Consider the following 18,176-nt stretch of genomic DNA (forward strand, 5'->3'; position numbering starts at 1 on the left):
GTCAGGGTATGTGCCCTGACCAGCCCCTTCGATTACGGAACGGACGACGTTGTTCGAGCCCTTCACCGGCGCGCGTCCACAGGCCGGCTGAGGATGCCGTCCGGGTCGTACAGGATCCGGTGCCCGTCGTTCATCACACAGCGCGTCCCCGCGTCGACGGGATCAGTCGCAGCCACGACGGTGGGACCACTCCGACCTCGACGTCAAGGCCTGACGGCAACCGGACCCGCATCGGTATCGGTGAACAAACCGCGGCACTATCTTGACATACAAGGACATCGGTCAACGCGAAAGTCGAACTAGCCGAGGTGCCCATGGTTGACGACGCTGCACAGGGGCCCGCCACCCGGCCCACCGTCAAGACGTGGCCGGGTCAGGCCGAGTACTTCGCGGCCTACGACGCCGTCCTGGCACGGTGGCCGGTTCCGGTCGAGTGTGTCGATCTGCCCTCGCCATACGGCACGACCCACGTCCACGTCTGCGGACCGCGCGACGGCACACCCCTGGTCCTGCTGCACGGCGGCGGAGCCACGTCGACCGTCTGGTTCGCGAACGTGGGCGAACTGAGCCGGACCCATCGGGTGTACGCGGTCGACACGATCGGAGGCGCCGGTCGCAGCGTCAACGACGGCCGCCCCGTCGACAGCCTGGCCGGGTTCATGGAGTGGCTGGACGGTCTGTTCAGCGCACTGGGCCTCGACGGTGCGGCCCTGTGCGGCCACTCGTACGGCAGCTGGCTCGCGCTCAACTATGCCCTGCACGCGCCGCGGCGGGTACGCAGGCTCGCGCTGCTCGACCCGACCGACTGCTTCGCGGGCCTGCGGCCGAGCTACCGCCTGCGCGCCGTGCCGATGTTCGTCAAGCCGAGCGCCGAACGGGTGCGGGCCTTCATCAAGTGGGAGACCGCGGGCATGCCGGTCGATCCCGCGTGGCTGAAGCTGATGTGCCTGGCCAGCGAGTTCCCCGGCGCGAAAATCGTCATCCCGCGCCGTCCCGCCCCCGAGCGGCTGCGGGCCTCGACCGTCCCGACACTGCTGCTGCTGGCGGAGAAGAGCCGGGCGCACGACATCCACAAGGTGTCGGTCAATGCCCGCAGGTTCATGCCCCACATCGTCACCGCGGTCCTGCCCGCCGTCTCGCACCACTCCGTCCCGACCGAGCACCCCGAGCACCTCAATCGCGAACTAGGGGCGTTCCTCAACCCTTCGGCATCGCCTGGTCACAGCTGACCAACACACTGCGACAGGTGGAGGGTCAGGAGTACGGCCTGCTCTGACCGGATCGGGTCGTACCGACATTCGGGGACGACCTTGTGTGAGGCTTCAGCGGTGGTTGACTTCCGTACTCGTCCGGCCAGCCCAACTGACGCCGATTTCCTGGTCGACATGCTCGTGGAGGCCGTCAACTGGCTACCCGAGCGCAACTGGCCCCGCAAACAGATCATGGCGAACCCGGCGCTGGCCCACTATGTCAGCGGCTGGATGCGGCCGGATGACTTCGGCGTCGTTGCGCTGGACCCCACTGACCGGCCGGTCGGCGCGGCGTGGCTCAGATACCTGACCGCTGCCGATCCGGGTTACGGATACGTGAGTGACGACGTCCCCGAACTGTCCATGGGCGTGGTGGAAGCGTGCCGCGGCCGAGGTGTGGGCCGGGTGCTCTTGCGTGCCGCTCTGGACGCCGCACGAGAACGTGGCGTGCCGGCCGTATCGCTCAGCGTCGAACGGGCGAACTTCGCCGCACGGCTGTACCTCTCCGAAGGATTCCGTCCGGTCGAGTCGTTCGAGGACGCCGACACGATGGTCGCTGATATCGGGGCCTAGCCCAGGAGTTTGAGAACGCCCTGCGGGGCCTGGTTGGCCTGGGCGAGCATCGCGGTGCCGGCCTGGCTGATGATCTGTGCCTTGGAGAAGGTGGCCATCTCCTGGGCCATGTCGGTGTCCGTAATGGACGACTTCGACGCTGAAAGGTTCTCCACCGCGACGTTCAGGTTGTTGATGGTGTGCTCGAGCCGGTTCTGGTACGCGCCCAGGGTCGCCCGCACCCTCGATATTTCGTTGATCGAAAAGTCGTAGATCGAGAGCTGGGTAAAGTAGGGGTGGTTGATGTTCTGAAGTCCGGAGGGTGCGTTAACCGCCAGGTTGAGCGCGCTCACCCCCATGAAGCCACTTGTCCAGGTAACGCTACCGCTATTTTTCAGGTCAACGGTCATCGTCGACCCCGGACCGGTGCCGGAGTCCACCTGAAAGACGCCGGCATAAGTACCGTCGAGCAGTTTCTGACCGCCGAACGTGGTCGTCGCCCCGATGTGGTCCAGTTCGTTGCACAACTGCTGGTACTCGGTGTTGATGTCACCCAGTGCGTTCGAGTCCTGGGAGCCCGTGTTGCCGTACGCGATCCAGAGCTCACGCATCCGCTGCAGGATGGAACCGGTTTCTGCCAGCGCTCCGTCAGCCACCTGCACGACGTTGATGCCGTCCTGAGCATTGCGCGCAGCCACCTGCAGGCCACCGATCTGTGACCGGAGGCCTTCGCTGACCGCCAGGCCGGCCGCATCGTCGGCGGCCTTGTTGATTCGAAGACCCGACGACAGCCGCTGAAGCGAGGTCTGCATCGCCTTGTCGGTGGTGGCCAGGTTGCGGTAAGCACCCATCGCCGAGATGTTGGTGTTGATCCGAAGACCCACCGTGGTTCCTCCATGAACAAGCTCTGCCGATCCGTCCATGGCCCGGCAGCCCTATGTATCGGCACCGCGTCGACGCGCTTTAGATCATGGCGCGATGCTCCTCGAGGACGCCGGTTCGAGCTTCTGAATCTGTCCGGTCGGCGGTAGTCGGAGGATGTCGGACGGCACCGGACACCACCGGGCCGTACCGGTCTCGGCTACTGCCGCCCGGGGTCTGACGGCCCCTGTTCGGGCCTCCCGTACCGAAAGGACCCGCCATCCGGACCGGACCTGATTGCACACGTGACAACGGGGCAGTGGTGCCGCGCCCCGGCCGGGGATCCGAACGCCACGCCGAGCCTGCGGATGACCGCACCGCTGTACCTAGCAAGCGGCGCGCGGACCTCCGTGCCTCGGCGGGAACACCCGGCCACACAGCGCGATGCCAGCAACATTCAAGGAGGAGGACGGATGTCTTGGCTATCCGGCCAGGGTCGACGCTTGCGGATGCTCGCTTTCGTGTCAACGGTGGCAAGCACCGGCGCGCTTGGCCTGACCCCGCTGCCCGCTCACGCCGCCGGTCCACGACCGCTGTTCCAACTGCCGTTCCCGTGCGGCGAGCAGTGGTCGGCGACCACGTACTACGGACACAACCCGATTGAAAAGATCGACTTCTTCCCAGTGACGGGCAAGACAGAAGGCCGACCGGTACTGGCGGACGCGGACGGTGTCGCCTACTCCGGCGGCAGCCCTGACTCTCGCGGCGGCTACCAGGTGGCCATCGACCACGGTAACGGCTGGGCCACCCTCTATCTACACCTCCAGGCGGGCAGTTTCAGGGTGCCTAACAACGGGCAACGAGTGCACCAGGGCGAGCAGGTCGCGCGCGTCGGCAACACCGGCACCGACACCTCGGCGCCACACCTGCACTACGAGCAGGTGCGGGACGCGTACGTCAACAGCAGCGGCGAACTGGTGTACGGCACTATCGTCCGGGCCATGTTCGACGGCAAGCTCGCGACCTACACGCCGGAGCACCCGCAGACGCTGACGAGCCACAACTGCGACGACGGCAACTCCTCGGTCTCGGGTGACGGCCGAACCGTGGTGACGGCAAGCAGACCCAGCGGCCAGGTCATCGCCTAGCTGTACCGACCTGCCCCGCGACCTCCTGCGGACGCGCTGCGCCGATCCCGATTCCGGCCGAGGCACACGCCGTACGACGGGGTTCCGTCGGCGGAAGGCACTGTGGACGCCGGACGACGAGCCGGCTTCCGGCCGGACGACGGCTCTCGGCGCAGCGTGTCCAGCGCCGCAGCTCCGTGCGGGCTCCGTTGTCTACCGCTTCTGAGCCCGACACCGCTTGAGGAGAGCGGTGATCTTCTCGTAGTCGGCCTTACCGTTCAGCTCGTCGAGAAGCTCGTCAGGGCAGAGCTCGTAGAGATCTCCCCACCACCGCCGGGCCTTGTTATCCCAGATGCGGTAGCCGCCCGGAACACCTCTGGCTACGTACCGTCTCCTAGCCACAACGCACCCAACCGCAGTCGTCGGCACACCTCAACGCGCCACCCGCCACGATCACGACGCTGAGCGTACGAACGCCCGGCAAGGGTGGCGGTGGTCCCGAAGCCGACCGCTCGGCCCTGGTTGCACGTGGCGCTGCGTACTTAGTTGCCGAACTCTGCAGGCAGGCCGTCCGGGCGATCGGCAATCCAGGTCGGGGCGGCGGGCCGATCGACCGGCCCGCCGCCCCGACACTCACGACAGCTCGTTCTCGTCCTGAAGAACGAACTTGGTCCCGGCGCCCCAGCTGCCGTCGCTTCCCCAGGGCGCGGCGACAACGTGCCCATCCGATCCGATCCCCGTACCGTCGTTGCTGGCCGCCCGCAGCCATCATTCGATCGACGTATCTCAACCTCGCGGGCGGGATCAGCGCCCGCCGACCTTCCGCACCAGGTCGACAATCGCAACCACCATGAGCGCTACCGACACCAGTAGGAACAAGACAGCGACGATGATCTGCGCTGCCGTCGCAAACGTACGGTCCCTCTGAAGATGGTCTGCGCTTCGCAGGGTCCGTCGTAAGTGACTGTCTCGGTAGCCACGGAAGTTCGTCACGATTCCCAGCGGCCACAGCGATATGGCTCCTGCCAGGATGAGCAGGTAGACGCACGTTCGCGTGCTGAGATCAGAAACTGTCTCGGCGGCCAATCGCGCTCCTGTCCGTTACTGGCTGCCTCAGCGAAGCCACGACACCCACAGACTGCCACAGAAGTTGACCTGGCATCGGAGGTGCAAAAGCAGTGGCGGTCCGGGGCAGAAGCCCCGGACCGCCACCGTTCTGGCTGGTGCTAGTTGAACAGGAAGTTCGCCGTGTGTGTGGTGCCGTCGATCAGCGTGACCTCCAGGCGCCCACAGCTGTTCGCCAGGGACTTGTCGGTCTTCCAGTTGTACTGGTACTGCCGGGTGACCGGGTCGTACGTCAGGGTGCTCGCACCCGGAGTTGCCGTCGGCTTGAGCCCGCCCTTCGGAGCCCACGTGTCGCACGTCGTCGGCTGCAGCTGCGGGGCGCCCGCCGCGAAGATGCCCAGGCCCTGGTCGCCGCCGAGGCCAAACTTGATCGGGACGGCGCTGCCGGCCTTCGCGGAGTTGGCCTTGTCAGCGCTGACCGGTGCGCCGAAGGTCTGCCAGTCGTAGACCACCTGGTAGGTCACGCTGACCGGGGCGGCGTTGTTGCCGGCGCGGTCCCGAGCGCCCGAGCAGGTGGCGGTGAAGTACCCGACGGTCGGTCCGCCGGTGACGGACAGGGTGGCGGGCACAGCGACTCCACTGTCACTGTCGGTGGTCGAGCAGCCCGGGGTCACCGACGTGCCGAGGGTGATCTGCTGGCCCTGGCCGACCCCGGTGATCTTGACGGTCGGCGGCGTCACGTCGTCGGCCTCGGTTACCGCCTTGTAGGCGTTCACCAGGCCATACCCGAAGAAGCCGTTGACGTTCGGGTTGTTCGGGTCGACCTTGCACCGGCCCTGGGTGTAGTCGGTGCCGGAGGTGGGGCAGGCGAGCGGGATGGCCTGCTTGCGCAGCAGCTCCCTGATGTAGTCGGGAGTGGCCCCGGGATGCTTCGACACCAGCAGCGCGGCGACACCGGCAACGTGTGGTGAGGCCATCGAGGTGCCGGACAGCGTCCGGTAGCTGGCCACCCCGGTCGAGGGCGAGGTGGAGTAGATGCTCGATCCGGGAGCGGCCACGTCTACCGCCCCGAGGCCGAAGCTGGAGAAGGACGAGCGCGCCGGCTGCGTGGTCAGCCCCGGGTACCACGGGCCGACGGCGTTCGCCGGGGCGGTGGGCTGGGTGGTCGACGAAACCGACACCACGTTGGGCAGTTCCGACGGCAGGTCGAGGCAGCTCGGGTCGAGGGTACGCCGGCTCGGGGTGGTGTCGTCCGGGCTGGTCGTGTCGACCGTCTTGCTGGCGAGGTCCTGGTTCTCGTTTCCGGCCGCGGCGACGTTGAGGATGCCGTGCTCGGTGGTGTAGTCCACCGCTCGGCGCACCGCCTCGACAACCGGAGCCTGGTCGGCCTGACTCTCACACCAGTACAGCCACGGGTCGATGTAGTAGCTGTTGTTCGTGACCTGGATGCCGTGCTCGGCCGCCCATACGAAGCCGCAGATCGCGTACTCCGGGTAGATGAAGCCGTCGGTGTTGACCACCTTGATGGAGGCCAGCTTCACGCCGGGCGCGACGCCGACGATACCGACGCCGTTCTTTGCCGACGCGATGGTCCCGGCCACGTGCGTACCGTGGTAGTCGGCGGTCAGGCTGGTGGGCCGCCACGCGCCCGGCGTGGTGTCCGGGGCACCGGTGCCGACACAGTTCACCGACTTCGACTGATCCACCACCGGGGCGAGGTCCTGGTGGTTGGCGTCGATTCCATCGTCCAGAACGCCGACGGTGACCGACGGGCTACCCAGGTTGACCTCGTGAGCCGCCCGCGCGCCGATGAGGACCATGTCGCTCTGCCGGGTCGCGTTCTCCAGGTCGTCCGGCGCGTACGCGTCGGCACCCTCGGCCTCCCCGGCCATGGCGGGCAGTGCCGCGGTCCGGGTGGCGCCCGCGGACTGGACGGCGCCACCGTGCGCGACGGTCTTCACCTTCTGGGCGAACGCCGGGTCGGTGGAGCGGGCGATGACCACTCCAATCTGGGCGTACGAGACCATCACCTGGCCGCCGGCTTCGGTGACCGCGGCGGCGGCGTCCGCCGTCTGCGCCTTGTCGAGGGCATTGACGACGTAGCTGAGGTTGGGGCCGGCGGCCGCGGCCGCGCTCGGCGCAACAATCGCACCGAGCCCAGCAACGACGCTGGTCGCAGTCGTGACGATGAAGGCACGCCTGCCTAACTTCAAATTCATTCCGGGCCTTTCGAATGGGGGCGTGGGGGTCACCCAACGTTGAGCTGGCTGATCGTAGAGTGAACATTGATCGAAGCGCACTCACCCGGATGGTTGGCGGCCGTGACCAGGAGAGCCGCCTCCGCGGTCCTTATCGTCAATTCGTCGGGGGTTACGCGGCGGCGATTCGTGGACCGGCGTCATTCGCGGTCGAGAAGCCTGGGGAGGCCATCAACGCTGCCGCCGACTTCTTTCTGACTGGTCGGCGTCGTCTGTCCACTAGGGTGTTCGGCCGTGGATCTTCTTGTCGTCGGTGGTAGCGGCTTCCTTGGCCGCCAGCTGGCGCTTCAGGCCCTGGCAGCCGGTCATCGAGTTATCGCGACCTCGCTAACTCGACCGATCGATGTCGCTGGCGCCGAGTGGTTCCCACTCGACGTCTGCCAGGTCCGCGACGTAGTGACCTTGACCGAGAGCACGCGGCCAGACGTGGTGATCAACGCTGCGTACCGCCAGGCTGATTGGACAACTACAGCCGACGGAGCAGCGCACGTGGCACTGGCGGCGGCTGCCGTCCGCGCTCGCCTCGTCCACGTCTCCAGCGATGCCGTGTTCTCGGGCGCGGCCGTCCACTACGACGAGACCTGTGTCCCTGACCCCACGACGCCGTACGGTGCGGCCAAGGCAGCCGCCGAGACCGCGGTGAAAGCCATCGTGCCGACTGCGGTCATCGCACGGACGTCGCTGATCATCGGCGACGGCAATTCACCGCATGAGTTGCTGGTGCACGAACTCGCAACTGGACACAGGACGGGCGTGCTGTTCACCGACGATGTTCGCTGCCCCATCCATGTGACCGACCTGGCGGCCGCGCTGCTGGACCTGGCGGCGTCACAGTACGCCGGCGTCCATCACGTCGCCGGCGCCGATGCCATCAGTCGTCACGAGCTGGGGCTGTTGATAGCACGCCGTGACGGTCTCGGCGCCGCCTCGCTGCCTGTTGGCCGACGCGCCGAAACCGGCCCGCCGGGCCCGCTCGACGTACGACTGGACTGCACCCTGACCCAGGCGCGGGTGAAGACCCGGCTGCGCGGCGCAAGGGAGTTCATGGCACTTCGCTGACACCTGTGGAAGAGCAGGCTGATGAAGCCGAGGACGGAGCGCCTGTCAACGACGACCCCGTCGGCGGGCCGGAGATGCGGCCCGGGTGAAACCTTGCGGGAAATAGGAGTGTCAGTCGCCGGCAGCCAGCCGAGCCTGATTCTGGTTCCGAGCAGGTGTGATCACCTACCTGAATAGGGTCAACATGATCTAGCGGCCCAGTGTGGGCTGCGGAAAGGTGCGCGCGTGGCTCGTGGTTCTTCGAAGTCGCCCAGACAAGCAGTCCGGACCGTTAGTGCACCCCTGGTCGCCGAAAGTTTGCGTCCCCTCGACCCGCACGAGACCACCGTTGTCCTGCGCGGCGATCTCCGGTCCGACCTGCCCGCGATCTTTGAACTCCTTCGGCCACGTCCTGATGTTCATGTTGCAGTGACCGCCGGGTGGGATATCCCGGACCTAGATTGGCTTGCCGACCTTCCGCCGCTGCGTTCGCTGAGCATCACCGATCTTCTTGAGCTTCGCGACATCAGCGGCCTCGTACACCATGCCGCGACCCTGGTCTCGCTTCAGCTGGGCGTCAGCCGACGCAGTGTGCTGTTGGCACCGCTCGCCGACATGACCGCGCTCCGACAGTTGTACCTGACGAAGCTAGGGCCGCTGCGCCAAGTCGAACCGACGCTCGCCGCCCTCTGCCAACTTGAGCACCTGACCCTGCACAGCGTCACCCTCGCCGACTCTGAATGCCTGCTCGGCATGTCGCGGCTCCGTGCCCTGGCGCTCAAGCTTGGCGGTACCAGAGACCTGTCGGTGCTGCCCCGCCTGCCTGCGCTGGAGTTTTTCGAAGCCTGGCAGGTACGCGGTCTCGACAGCGTCGAGCCGATCGGCTCCTGCGGCCAGCTCAGGGCCGTGTTTCTGCAAACCCTCTCGCGTGTGGCTGCCCTACCGGATCTGGCGGGTGCAACCCAGCTCGCCCACCTGTACCTGGAACACCTGACTGCCTTTACCGACCTGTCACCGCTGCGAGCGGTCCCGGCGCTCGAACAGCTCTGGCTGATCGACATGCCCCAACTTCGGGTCGGCCACCTGGAACCGCTTGTCGGTCACCCCGCCCTGCGCGCGGTGGCACTCGGCCTTGGCTCGCTCGCCCGCAACCGTGATGCCGCAGAGCTGCTCAAGCTGCCAGCACCGGACCGAACGGTGCTCAGCCAGTACGCAGCAGGAACGATGGGGCTGCCACCAGTCGGGCTGTCCGCAGCGGTTCGTGCAGATCGCCCGGGAGCGTGATCGGGCACGCAACGGGCACGCACAGCGGAAGAAGCCTTAGGCACAAAATGAAGGCCCAGGCCTGACACCGGGTCCGACCTGGGCCTTCATATACCGAGCGGGTGACGGGAATCGAACCCGCACTGTCAGCTTGGGAAGCTGATGTTCTGCCATTGAACTACACCCGCAAGCGGAGCGGTCCCTACTTTAGCCGACCTCCCGGCCTCAGTGCACCTCGCACCCCTCAGGTAACCGGGGGTCACGCCAGATCCTGCGGAACGGCCGGCCGGGGTGGCCCGTCATCCCCGGCGTCTGCGTGTGCCGCACGATCATGGCCACGTCGACCGTGAACTCGTACAGCCGCCAGTCGGCCCGCGGCTCGGCCCTCATCTCGGCGGCGTACCGCTGCACCCGCTCGGCGTCGGACACCAGCCGTGCCAGCCCGGCCACGTACGCTTCGTCGTCGCTGGTCTCGGGCGGAAACGAGTGCAACGCGTAGCGACCGTCGCGCTCCAGGTCGCTCCGCTTGGGTGAGTTGATCACGAAGCAGAACAGGCCGTCACGAGTGATGAACGGCGCGACCGGATGGACCCGTGGGCCGCCGTCAGGTCGGACGGTGGCGAGATACCCGAGCCCCGGCCCGTACTGGTGGACCAGGGCGTGGATCGAAGCCGCGAGCTGCGGCTCGGCAACAGCGAACTCCGGCCAGGTAGCCATACGCAAAGTTTATCGAACATACGTTCGAGATGGATAGTCCCGAGGTTGACGGGTGACGGGACCGCCGCACCCGCGCAACGAAAGCGGGGTGACGAGACGGCCATCGCCGTTTCGTCACCCCGCCAGGAGTCCTGACCGACGGTCAGCCCGGTCGGCCGTAGCCGGCGATGGGCATCTCGTCCACCGGCGCCATCCGCACGACGTCGCCACTGTGGGGAGCGTTGACCATCCAGTTGTTGCCCACGTACATCGCGACGTGATGGATGTCGGAGCCATAGAAGATCAGGTCACCGGGCCGGAGCTGGTCCCTCGTGACCCGCTTGGTCTCATTGAACTGCGTGACCGTGTAGTGGTAGAGGCTGACGGCGCCGCCGGTGGCCTGGGACCAGGCCCACATCGTGAGGCCGGAGCAGTCGAAGACGTTCGGACCCACGGCACCGAACACGTACGGGCTGCCGATCTTCCCACACGCGAACCGGGCGGCCTTGGCACCCGGGCTACCGTCGTAGGAGACCGGGCAGGGACCGAGGCGGGGGTTGCCGGGCGAGGCGGTGGTACCGAAGGCCGCCAGGCGCATCTGGTTGTACTGCGCGATCTGGTCGTTGATCGACTTTTCCTGCTGCGCGAGCTCCGCCTCCTGCGCCGAAAGCTTCTTGACGAGCTCGTCGAGCGGCTTCTTCTGCGCGTCGTACTGAGACTTCAGCCTGGCCGCGTCGGCGACGCTGTCCTGCTGACCCTTCGCCACCGCGTCCAGCAGGGAGAGCTGGTCGGCCAGGCTGGTCGGCTTGCTGCTCACCAGCAGTGCGGTGAACGCGGAGGCCTGCCCGCTCTTGTACGCCTGCGCGGAGATCGTGCTGACCCGCCCCCTGGCGATGTCGACCTGCAGCGCCAACGGCCGGATCTGGTCGGCGAGCTGAGCCGCCTTGGCCTGGTTGTCGGCGAGCTGCGCCTTGACGTTGTTGTGCTGCTCGATGAGCGGTTCGAGCCTGGCCCAGGCGGCGTCGATCTGCGACTCGATGTCACCGGGTGCCGCAGGCGCCGCGTGGGCACTGGTGGACAGTCCAAGTGCGATGACCAGCCCGACGCAGACAGCCCCCATCGCGCCGAAGAGAGCACGCACGGGTTTGAGACGCGACCCAGAAGGCCGCATCACACGCAATTCCACCGGGGTCCGGCTCCTTCTTCCCTGGCCGCCTACCGGGTTAGCTGACGGATTCGGGCGGGAAGTGTCGCCCTACCGCTGCGAGCAGCGGATTCACCCCATGTTCTGGTTGGGTCCCCGGTTCGTTGCACGAACGATTAGGCGGCGCCGCGTGGCGTACCCGCTTTGGGCACGGACATCCACCCGGCTGGAAAACACGCTAGGGGTGACCAACCGCTGTGGCAAGTCCAGACCCCTATCGGGTACAGACGTATGGTCCGACACCCCTAACGGGACGGTTGACCTGCCCTTTCTCGCCGGCGGACCGACGGCCACCAATACGCAGTGAATCTTCCTCATCTACGGTGAGTAATGTGTCTATCGACACACGCTACCTGGTTGCGTAAACCACCGCACATATGAGAGGTGCCCTGCGTCGATCCGCTCGATCCTGCCCATTCGGGACGATAACGGAAGACGACACGGCATGATTTCGTAATCGCTCAGTCGCGATGAGCAACCATGCAGTTGACGAGGAAGCGCCGGCGGCCCTCGGCCACCGGCGCTCCGTCGTTACCAGACGATCAGCCCGGCCGGCCGTACCCGGACGCGTTGGCGGCGTAGTACCCGGTCAGCTGTGCCATCCGGACATGGTCTCCGGTGTTCGGGGCGTGAACCATCCAGTTGCCACCGACGTATATCCCGACATGGTGGGTGTCGGAACCGAAGAAGATGAGATCGCCGGGACGTAGGTCGGCCCGGGAGATCCGTTTCGACTCCGCACGCTGCGCGCTCGCCAGGTGGTCCAGCTTCACGCCGGCCGCCGCCCAGGCCACCATCGTCAGCCCGGAACAGTCGTACCCGTTGGGGCCGGCAGCCGCCCAGATGTACGGCTTGCCGATCAGGCTGCACGCCTTCTGCGCGGCGGTACCACCCGGACCGCCGGTGTACTCGAACGGACAGGCGACAGGCTTCAGCGCACCGGTGGCGCCGCCGCTCGCCCCGTACGCCTGCAACCGCAGCCGCTGCAGCTGACTGATCTGGTCCTCGATCTTCTTCTTCCGCGCGGCGAGGTCGGCGTCCTGCTTGGCCTGCTGCACGATCAGCGCATCAAGGGTCGCCTTGTCCGCGGCGTACTTGTCCACCATGCTCGCCACGCTGCTGATCTGCTCGTGCTGGGCGCGGGCCACCATGTCGAGCAGCGTGAGCTGGTCCGCCAGCGCCGTGGGGGAGCCACTGGACAGGAGCGCGTTGACCGTGGAGCTACGCCCTCCCTTGTAGACGTTGGCCGCGATGGTGCCGATGTTGGACATGGCCATGTCGACCTGGAGCTGGAGCGGCTGCAACTGGTCCTGGAGGCTGGCTGCCTTGGCCTGGTTGGCGGTGAGCTGCCCGTGAACGGCGTTGTACTGCTCGATGGTGGGCTCGAGGGTGTCCCATTGCTGCTGGATCTGCGCCTCGAGATCGCCGGGTGAGGGGGCGGGGTCGGCGAAAGCCGGCCCGGACAGCACGAGAGCGGCGGTGGCGCCCGCGAGGATGGCGGGGACGAAGGCGCGAAGCGCTCTGCGCACACGATTGGGTGGCACCGGAGTCAGGCTCCTTCTTTCCTGACCGCCTACCGGGCTCGCTCACAGGGTTCGGCCGGCAAGCGCGCCTACCGCGGAGTGGGGGCCCGCGGATTCACCCTGGGGAACGTCTGTTTTCCCGGCTCGCTCGCGCGACGCGGCGGTACCCGACCGCGGTCGCTGGGGGGAAGACGACCTCGGTACGGCCGGACGAGACCCGAGAGTAGTGAAGGTCGCAACCCGCGAGCAAGCGAAAGCTGAAGCCTGTTCGCAGTGCATTCGGGTCAATACCACCGGTGGTGGAATTCCCTGCGCGCAACGGTTTCCGGCACACCGAGCCGGCTGTCCTCAGGCCGCGGTGCTCGCGGTCGGCACTGCCTCGCCGACCACCGCGTGCAGGACGTCGTCGAGCGTGACGATGCCCAACGGCCGCCGGCCGTCGCTGACGAGCACGATGTGGCGCCGCTCGCGACGCATCGCCAACAGCAGTTCCGCGAGGGTGCGGTCGGAGGGAACGACGGCGAGCGGTCGGATCAGGTCCGGCGAGATGGGCGCCCGCCGCTGCGGGCCCACGATCCCGAGTACATCCTTGACGTGCACGAATCCCAGGACCCGGCGGGTGGCGCGCTCCACGACCGGGAAGCGGGACCGGCGGGTACGGGTTGCCAGCACCTCGAGTGCCGCCGGCGAGACGTCCTCGGCCACGGTCGTGACGCGCGACCACGGCCGCAGCGCGTCGGACGCGGCGCGCTCGTTCAACGCCAGCGCGCCGGTGAGGCGGGCGTGCTCTTCCGGATCGAGGAGCCCCTCCGTCCGCGCCTGGCCGACCAGGCCGACGAGCTCCTCGGCCGTGAAGACGGTTTTCACAGCGTCGGTGGCCTCGATGTGCCACAGCCGCAGGATCAGCCGTGCCGCCCACCGCATCGCCACCAGCAGCGGCTTGGTCGCGACGCAGAACGCGTACATCGGCGGGCCGAGCCACAGGACGGCGCGCTCCGGGCCCGCGAGGGTGAGGTTCTTCGGCACCATCTCGCCGATGACGGTGTGCGCGAACACCACCACGCCGAGGGCGAGGACGAACGCCACCGGGTGCGCGAAGTTCTGCAGGCCCGCCGCCTCCAGCGGCCCGGTCAGCAGGTGGGCGAACGTGGGCTCGGCGATCGCGCCGAGCGCCAGCGAGCAGATCGTGATGCCGAGCTGCGAGCCCGCGATGACCAGCGGGATCTCGTTCATCGCGCGCAGGGCCAGCCGGGCGGCCCGCGAGGTGGCGGCCAGCGGCTCGACCGCCGTACGACGGGCCGAGATCAACGAGAACTCGCCGCCCACGAAGAACGCGTTGCCGAGCAGCAGCAGGACCGTGATCAGGAACTTAGTCATCAGCGGGCTCCGTACGGGCGACGCGTACCTGCTCGACCCGGTGCCGCTCCACCTCGACGACGGTGAACTCCCACCCGTCCTCGCTGAAGGTCTCCCCGACGGTCGGGATGTGCCCCAGGCGGGCCATGAGGAAGCCGGCGAGGGTCTCGTACGGGCCGTCCGGCAGTCGGAAGCCCGTACGCTCGGCCAGCTCGTCCCCGCGCAGCACGCCGTCGACGAGCCACTCGTGGCCGGGTACGCCGCTGGCGTCGGGCAGGATCAGCTCGTACGTCGTGGACTCCTCGGCCGGCGCGATGTCGTGCTCGTCGGCGATCTCGCCGACCAGCTCCTCGACGAGGTCCTCGACCGTCACCACGCCGTCCGTCCCGCCGTACTCGTCGACCACGATCGCCATGTCGGCCGAGCCGCTGCGCAGCGCGTGCAGCACGCCGTCGAGATCCAGGCTCTCCGGTACGTAGATCGGCTCCCGCGCCACGGCGGCGACCTTCGTGGTTGCCCGTCGCACCGGGGGTACACCGAGCACGTCCTTGACCGTCGCCACGCCGGTGACGGTGTCGAGCGTCTGCTCGTACACGGGGAACCTGCTGTGCCCGGTCTCGCGGGCCGCGGCGATCAGGTCGGCGACGGTGGCATCGGCGCGCAGCGCCGCCACGTCGACCCGGGGAGTCATCGCCTCGGCCGCGCGCTTGTCGCCGAAGCGGATCGTCCGGCGCAGCAGGACGGCGGTCTCCGGCGGGAGCGCGCCGGCGCGGGCCGAGATGACGGCGAGCAGGCCGAGCTCCTCCGGCGAGCGGGCGCTGGCCAGCTCCTCCTGCGGCTCCACGCCCAGCCGCCGGACGATCCAGTTGGCCGCGCCGTTGAGCGCTTTGATCATCCACCCGAAGACCCCGGAGAAGACGCGCAGCGGGCCGGCGGTCGCCCGCACGATGGGCAGCGGCCGGGCCAGGGCGGCGTTCTTGGGCACCAGCTCACCGAAGAGCATGGAGAAGAGGGTGGCGATGGCGAGGGCGATCACGTGCGTGACGCCCCTGGTGGCGTCGCCGGCGACCGGGTGGACGAGCGGGTCGAGCAGGTGCGCCAGGGCCGGCTCGGCGAGGTAACCGGTGAGCAATGCGGCGATGGTGATGCCGAGCTGGGTGCCGGAGAGCTGGAAGGACAGGTCGTGCAGCGCGTCGCGGACCGTCCGGGCGATCCGGTCGCCCGCGTTGGCCTCGCGGTCGATCTCCGCCCGGTCGACGGTCACCAGCGAGAACTCGGCCGCGACGAAAGCCGCGTTGGCCGCGGTGAGCAGTATGAAGCCGAGGAGCGGCAGCAGCGTCGTGAATAGTATGCCGTCGATGATTCCTTCACCTCGGGCCAATTGTTCCATGGGTCCGTAGCCGGCAGGGCGGATCCCGCTGCGGCGACCTCCTGAAAGGTCGCCGCAGCGGCCGGTCAGTCAGCTCAACGAGCGGCGTCCTCCGCCGGCTCCGGCTTGAGCGAGCGCAGCAGGACGGTCGCCACATCGACGACCTCGACGTCGTTGCTCGCCTCGCCGACGGACTTCTTGGCGGTCACGCCGTCGCCCAGCATGGTCAGGCAGAACGGGCAACCGACCGCGACGGTCTGCGCACCGGTGGCGATGGCCTCCTCGGAGCGCTCGATGTTGATCCGCTTGCCGATGCGCTCTTCCATCCACATCCGGGCACCGCCGGCGCCGCAGCAGAACGACCGTTCGGCGAAGCGCTCCATCTCGGTGATGCCGTTGCCACCGTTCGCGCCGGCCCCGTCGGCCCCGTCGGCCTTGGCGCCGACGGCCGCGGCGAGGACCTCGCGCGGCGGCTCGAACACGCGGTTGTGCCGGCCGAGGTAGCACGGGTCGTGGTACGTGACCCCGCCGTCGACCGGCTGTACCGGGGTCAGCTTTCCGGTGGCCACCAGGTGGGCCAGCAGCTGGGTGTGGTGCACGACCTCGAAGTTGCCGCCGAGCTGGCCGTACTCGTTCGCCAGGGTGTTGAAGCAGTGCGGGCAGGTGGCGACGATCTTCTTGACGCCGACCTCGTTGAGGGTCTCGACGTTCTGCTGCGCCAGCATCTGGAAGACGAACTCGTTGCCGATGCGCCGGGCCGGATCACCGGTGCACGTTTCGCCCTCACCGAGGATCGCGAAGCTCACCCCGGCCTCGTGCAGCAGCGTGGCCACCGCCCGGGTGGTCTTCTTGGCCCGGTCCTCGAACGCCCCGGCGCAGCCGACCCAGAACAGGTACTCGAAGTCGCCACCGTCGGTGACGCGCGGCACCTCGAAGCCGAGACCCTTGGTCCAGTCCTCCCGGGTGTTCTGCGCCGCGCCCCAGGGGTTGCCCTTGTTCTCCAGGTTGCGCAGCATCACGCCGGCTTCGCTGGGGAAGTTGGACTCGATGAGCACCTGGTAGCGGCGCATGTCCACGATGTGGTCGACGTGTTCGATGTCTACCGGGCACTGCTCCACGCACGCCCCGCAGGTGGTGCACGACCACAGCACGTCCGGGTCGATGATCCCGCCGTCGGCCTCCCCGCCGATCAGCGGCCGGTCGGCCTCGGCCAGGGCGAGCACGTTGACGTTCGCGAGCTGTTCCTGGGTCGCCTTCTCCTCGCCGGTGAGGTCCTTGCCGCCGCCGGCCAGCAGGTAGGGCGCCTTCGCGTACGCGTGGTCGCGCAGGCTGAGCACCAACAGCTTCGGCGACAGCGGCTTACCGGTGTTCCAGGCCGGGCACTGCGACTGGCAGCGGCCGCACTCGGTGCAGGTGGTGAAGTCGAGCAGGCCCTTCCAGGTGAACTGCTCCACCTGGGCGACGCCGAACTGGTCCTTCTCCGGGTCGGCCTCTTCGAAGTCCAGCGGCTTGCCCTCGCTCATCATCGGCCGCAACGCGCCGAGCGCGGGCCGCTCGCTGGCGGTGCGCTTGAAGAAGACGTTGAAGAAGGCGGAGAAGCGGTGCCAGGCCACACCCATCGTGATGTTGAGCGCGATTGTGATCAGCCACGCCATGCTGATCAAGATCTTGATCAGCGCGGTCACCGTCACGCCGGTGTGCGCCGCGGACTCCGACAGGCCCCCGAACGCCGAGCCGATGCCGTGCGACACCGGCGCCGCCCACATCGGGTACGGCAGGTCACCGGCCGCCGCCTTGAACCCGCGGATGAGGAACCCGCAGATCAGCACGCCGAGGATCGTGTACTCGACGTAGTAGGCCTGCCACATCGTCGAGCCGAAGAAGCGCGACCGGCCCTTGGTGCGGGTCGGCAGGTTGCGCAGCCGGATCCCCATCAGCACCAGGATGCCGAGCAGGCCCAGGACCCCGATCCACTCGGTGACGAAACCGTAGATCGCCCAGCTACCGATGATCGGCAGGTCCAGCGTCGGCTTGACCACCTCGAAGTACGCGCCCAGCACGAGGAGTGACAGGACGATGAACCCGATCATTACGAACCAGTGCGAGATCCCGACCACGGTCCACTTCAACATCCGGGTGTGGCCGAAGATCTCTTTGAGCATGTTCGCGGTGCGCTGACCCTTACGGTCGAACCGCTCCGGGTCGGGCTGTCCCAACCTGATGACGCGAACCATCCGACTAACCGTGCGGACCGCGAGGACCACGGCGGCGATGGTCACCAAAGCCGCGATGATCGTCGACACGATCTGTACGGGTCCCATGCGTGGGCCTCCTGGTTGTGCCGGGTCTCTAGAACCGGAGCCTATCCGGTCAGTTACCCACAAGTAACATGACAGCCACCACAGCATTGGGACGGACCCGCACCGACCATCCGGCCCGTTCAGGGCATATGGGTGATCTGTCCTGGTCCCTATCCACACCGTGTGGATGAAGGCTGTGGAGAACTACAGCGGTGTAAGACGGTCCACGCCCACGTCCGTCGAGCCGCAGCCGTCGAGCGGGTCGCAGCCGTCGAGCCGCGACCGTCGGGCCGTCGATTCGCAGAACCGCGACC

General features: G+C 67.6%; 13 protein-coding genes, 1 tRNA gene and 2 riboswitches. Of the genes, 5 read left to right on the top strand and 9 right to left on the bottom strand.

The window, feature by feature from the left end:
* Positions 1-314 precede the first annotated feature (314 nt).
* Both HC031_RS03280 and HC031_RS03285 read left to right on the top strand, forming a co-directional pair.
* Positions 315-1,229 (top strand): alpha/beta fold hydrolase, encoded by a 915-nt coding sequence (locus HC031_RS03280; RefSeq protein WP_167923655.1) that lies wholly within the window; start codon positions 315-317, stop codon positions 1,227-1,229.
* A 99-nt stretch (positions 1,230-1,328) separates the two neighbouring features.
* Positions 1,329-1,823: a GNAT family N-acetyltransferase gene (locus HC031_RS03285; RefSeq protein WP_338090465.1), complete on the top strand. Its 495-nt coding sequence runs from the start codon at positions 1,329-1,331 to the stop codon at positions 1,821-1,823.
* Here HC031_RS03285 and HC031_RS03290 read toward each other — a convergent pair.
* A complete protein-coding gene (locus tag HC031_RS03290; RefSeq protein WP_167923656.1) occupies positions 1,820-2,686 on the bottom strand; it encodes a flagellin N-terminal helical domain-containing protein in 867 nt (288 codons plus the stop codon). The two genes, HC031_RS03285 and HC031_RS03290, sit on opposite strands and share 4 nt — an antisense overlap.
* 498 nt (positions 2,687-3,184) lie before the next feature.
* Between HC031_RS03290 and HC031_RS03295 the strand changes: the two genes are divergently transcribed.
* On the top strand, positions 3,185-3,811 hold the full coding sequence (locus HC031_RS03295; protein ID WP_167923657.1) for a peptidoglycan DD-metalloendopeptidase family protein: 627 nt from the start codon (positions 3,185-3,187) through the stop codon (positions 3,809-3,811).
* 1,205 nt (positions 3,812-5,016) lie between these two features.
* Here HC031_RS03295 and HC031_RS03305 read toward each other — a convergent pair.
* Positions 5,017-7,074, bottom strand: a complete 2,058-nt coding sequence (locus HC031_RS03305; protein ID WP_167923658.1) for a S8 family serine peptidase — start codon at positions 7,072-7,074, stop codon at positions 5,017-5,019.
* Positions 7,075-7,347: 273 nt separating this feature from the next.
* Between HC031_RS03305 and HC031_RS03310 the strand changes: the two genes are divergently transcribed.
* Both HC031_RS03310 and HC031_RS03315 read left to right on the top strand, forming a co-directional pair.
* Positions 7,348-8,172, top strand: a complete 825-nt coding sequence (locus HC031_RS03310; RefSeq protein WP_167923659.1) for a sugar nucleotide-binding protein — start codon at positions 7,348-7,350, stop codon at positions 8,170-8,172.
* A gap of 297 nt (positions 8,173-8,469) precedes the next feature.
* Positions 8,470-9,435: a leucine-rich repeat domain-containing protein gene (locus tag HC031_RS03315; RefSeq protein WP_167923660.1), complete on the top strand. Its 966-nt coding sequence runs from the start codon at positions 8,470-8,472 to the stop codon at positions 9,433-9,435.
* A gap of 96 nt (positions 9,436-9,531) precedes the next feature.
* Here the strand turns inward: HC031_RS03315 and HC031_RS03320 are convergent.
* The 7 genes from HC031_RS03320 to HC031_RS03350 form a co-directional block, all read right to left on the bottom strand.
* Positions 9,532-9,602 (bottom strand) — tRNA-Gly (locus HC031_RS03320).
* A gap of 37 nt (positions 9,603-9,639) precedes the next feature.
* Entirely contained in the window at positions 9,640-10,131 is a 492-nt protein-coding gene (locus HC031_RS03325) for a pyridoxamine 5'-phosphate oxidase family protein (protein ID WP_167923661.1), read from the bottom strand.
* A 142-nt stretch (positions 10,132-10,273) separates the two neighbouring features.
* On the bottom strand, positions 10,274-11,230 hold the full coding sequence (locus tag HC031_RS03330; protein ID WP_167923662.1) for a C40 family peptidase: 957 nt from the start codon (positions 11,228-11,230) through the stop codon (positions 10,274-10,276).
* A gap of 77 nt (positions 11,231-11,307) precedes the next feature.
* A riboswitch (cyclic di-AMP (ydaO/yuaA leader) is annotated at positions 11,308-11,447 on the bottom strand.
* 409 nt (positions 11,448-11,856) lie between these two features.
* Positions 11,857-12,858 carry an NlpC/P60 family protein gene (locus tag HC031_RS03335; protein ID WP_167923663.1) on the bottom strand — a complete coding sequence of 334 codons (1,002 nt, stop codon included), beginning with the start codon at positions 12,856-12,858 and terminating at the stop codon, positions 11,857-11,859.
* Positions 12,859-12,869: 11 nt separating this feature from the next.
* Positions 12,870-13,010, bottom strand: a riboswitch (cyclic di-AMP (ydaO/yuaA leader).
* Positions 13,011-13,185: 175 nt separating this feature from the next.
* The gene (locus HC031_RS03340) at positions 13,186-14,214 is read right to left on the bottom strand and encodes a hemolysin family protein (protein ID WP_167923664.1); all 1,029 of its coding nucleotides are present in this window, start codon (positions 14,212-14,214) and stop codon (positions 13,186-13,188) included.
* A complete protein-coding gene (locus tag HC031_RS03345) occupies positions 14,207-15,583 on the bottom strand; it encodes a hemolysin family protein (RefSeq protein WP_205862211.1) in 1,377 nt (458 codons plus the stop codon). The genes HC031_RS03340 and HC031_RS03345 overlap by 8 nt, the downstream gene beginning before the upstream one ends.
* A gap of 74 nt (positions 15,584-15,657) precedes the next feature.
* Positions 15,658-17,883 carry a (Fe-S)-binding protein gene (locus HC031_RS03350; protein WP_167923665.1) on the bottom strand — a complete coding sequence of 742 codons (2,226 nt, stop codon included), beginning with the start codon at positions 17,881-17,883 and terminating at the stop codon, positions 15,658-15,660.
* Positions 17,884-18,176: the final 293 nt, after the last annotated feature.

This window comes from Planosporangium thailandense (assembly GCF_011947195.1).
Classification (GTDB): Bacteria; Actinomycetota; Actinomycetes; order Mycobacteriales; family Micromonosporaceae; genus Planosporangium; species Planosporangium thailandense.

Excerpts from the sequence above, each read along its gene's own strand:
- HC031_RS03345 (WP_205862211.1), bottom strand. The coding sequence starts at position 15,583 with ATGGAACAATTGGCCCGAGGTGAAGGAATCATCGACGGCATACTATTC.
- HC031_RS03305 (WP_167923658.1), bottom strand. The coding sequence starts at position 7,074 with ATGAATTTGAAGTTAGGCAGGCGTGCCTTCATCGTCACGACTGCGACC.
- HC031_RS03330 (WP_167923662.1), bottom strand. The coding sequence starts at position 11,230 with ATGGGGGCTGTCTGCGTCGGGCTGGTCATCGCACTTGGACTGTCCACC.
- HC031_RS03325 (WP_167923661.1), bottom strand. The coding sequence starts at position 10,131 with ATGGCTACCTGGCCGGAGTTCGCTGTTGCCGAGCCGCAGCTCGCGGCT.
- HC031_RS03350 (WP_167923665.1), bottom strand. The coding sequence starts at position 17,883 with ATGGGACCCGTACAGATCGTGTCGACGATCATCGCGGCTTTGGTGACC.
- HC031_RS03340 (WP_167923664.1), bottom strand. The coding sequence starts at position 14,214 with ATGACTAAGTTCCTGATCACGGTCCTGCTGCTGCTCGGCAACGCGTTC.
- HC031_RS03280 (WP_167923655.1), top strand. The coding sequence starts at position 315 with ATGGTTGACGACGCTGCACAGGGGCCCGCCACCCGGCCCACCGTCAAG.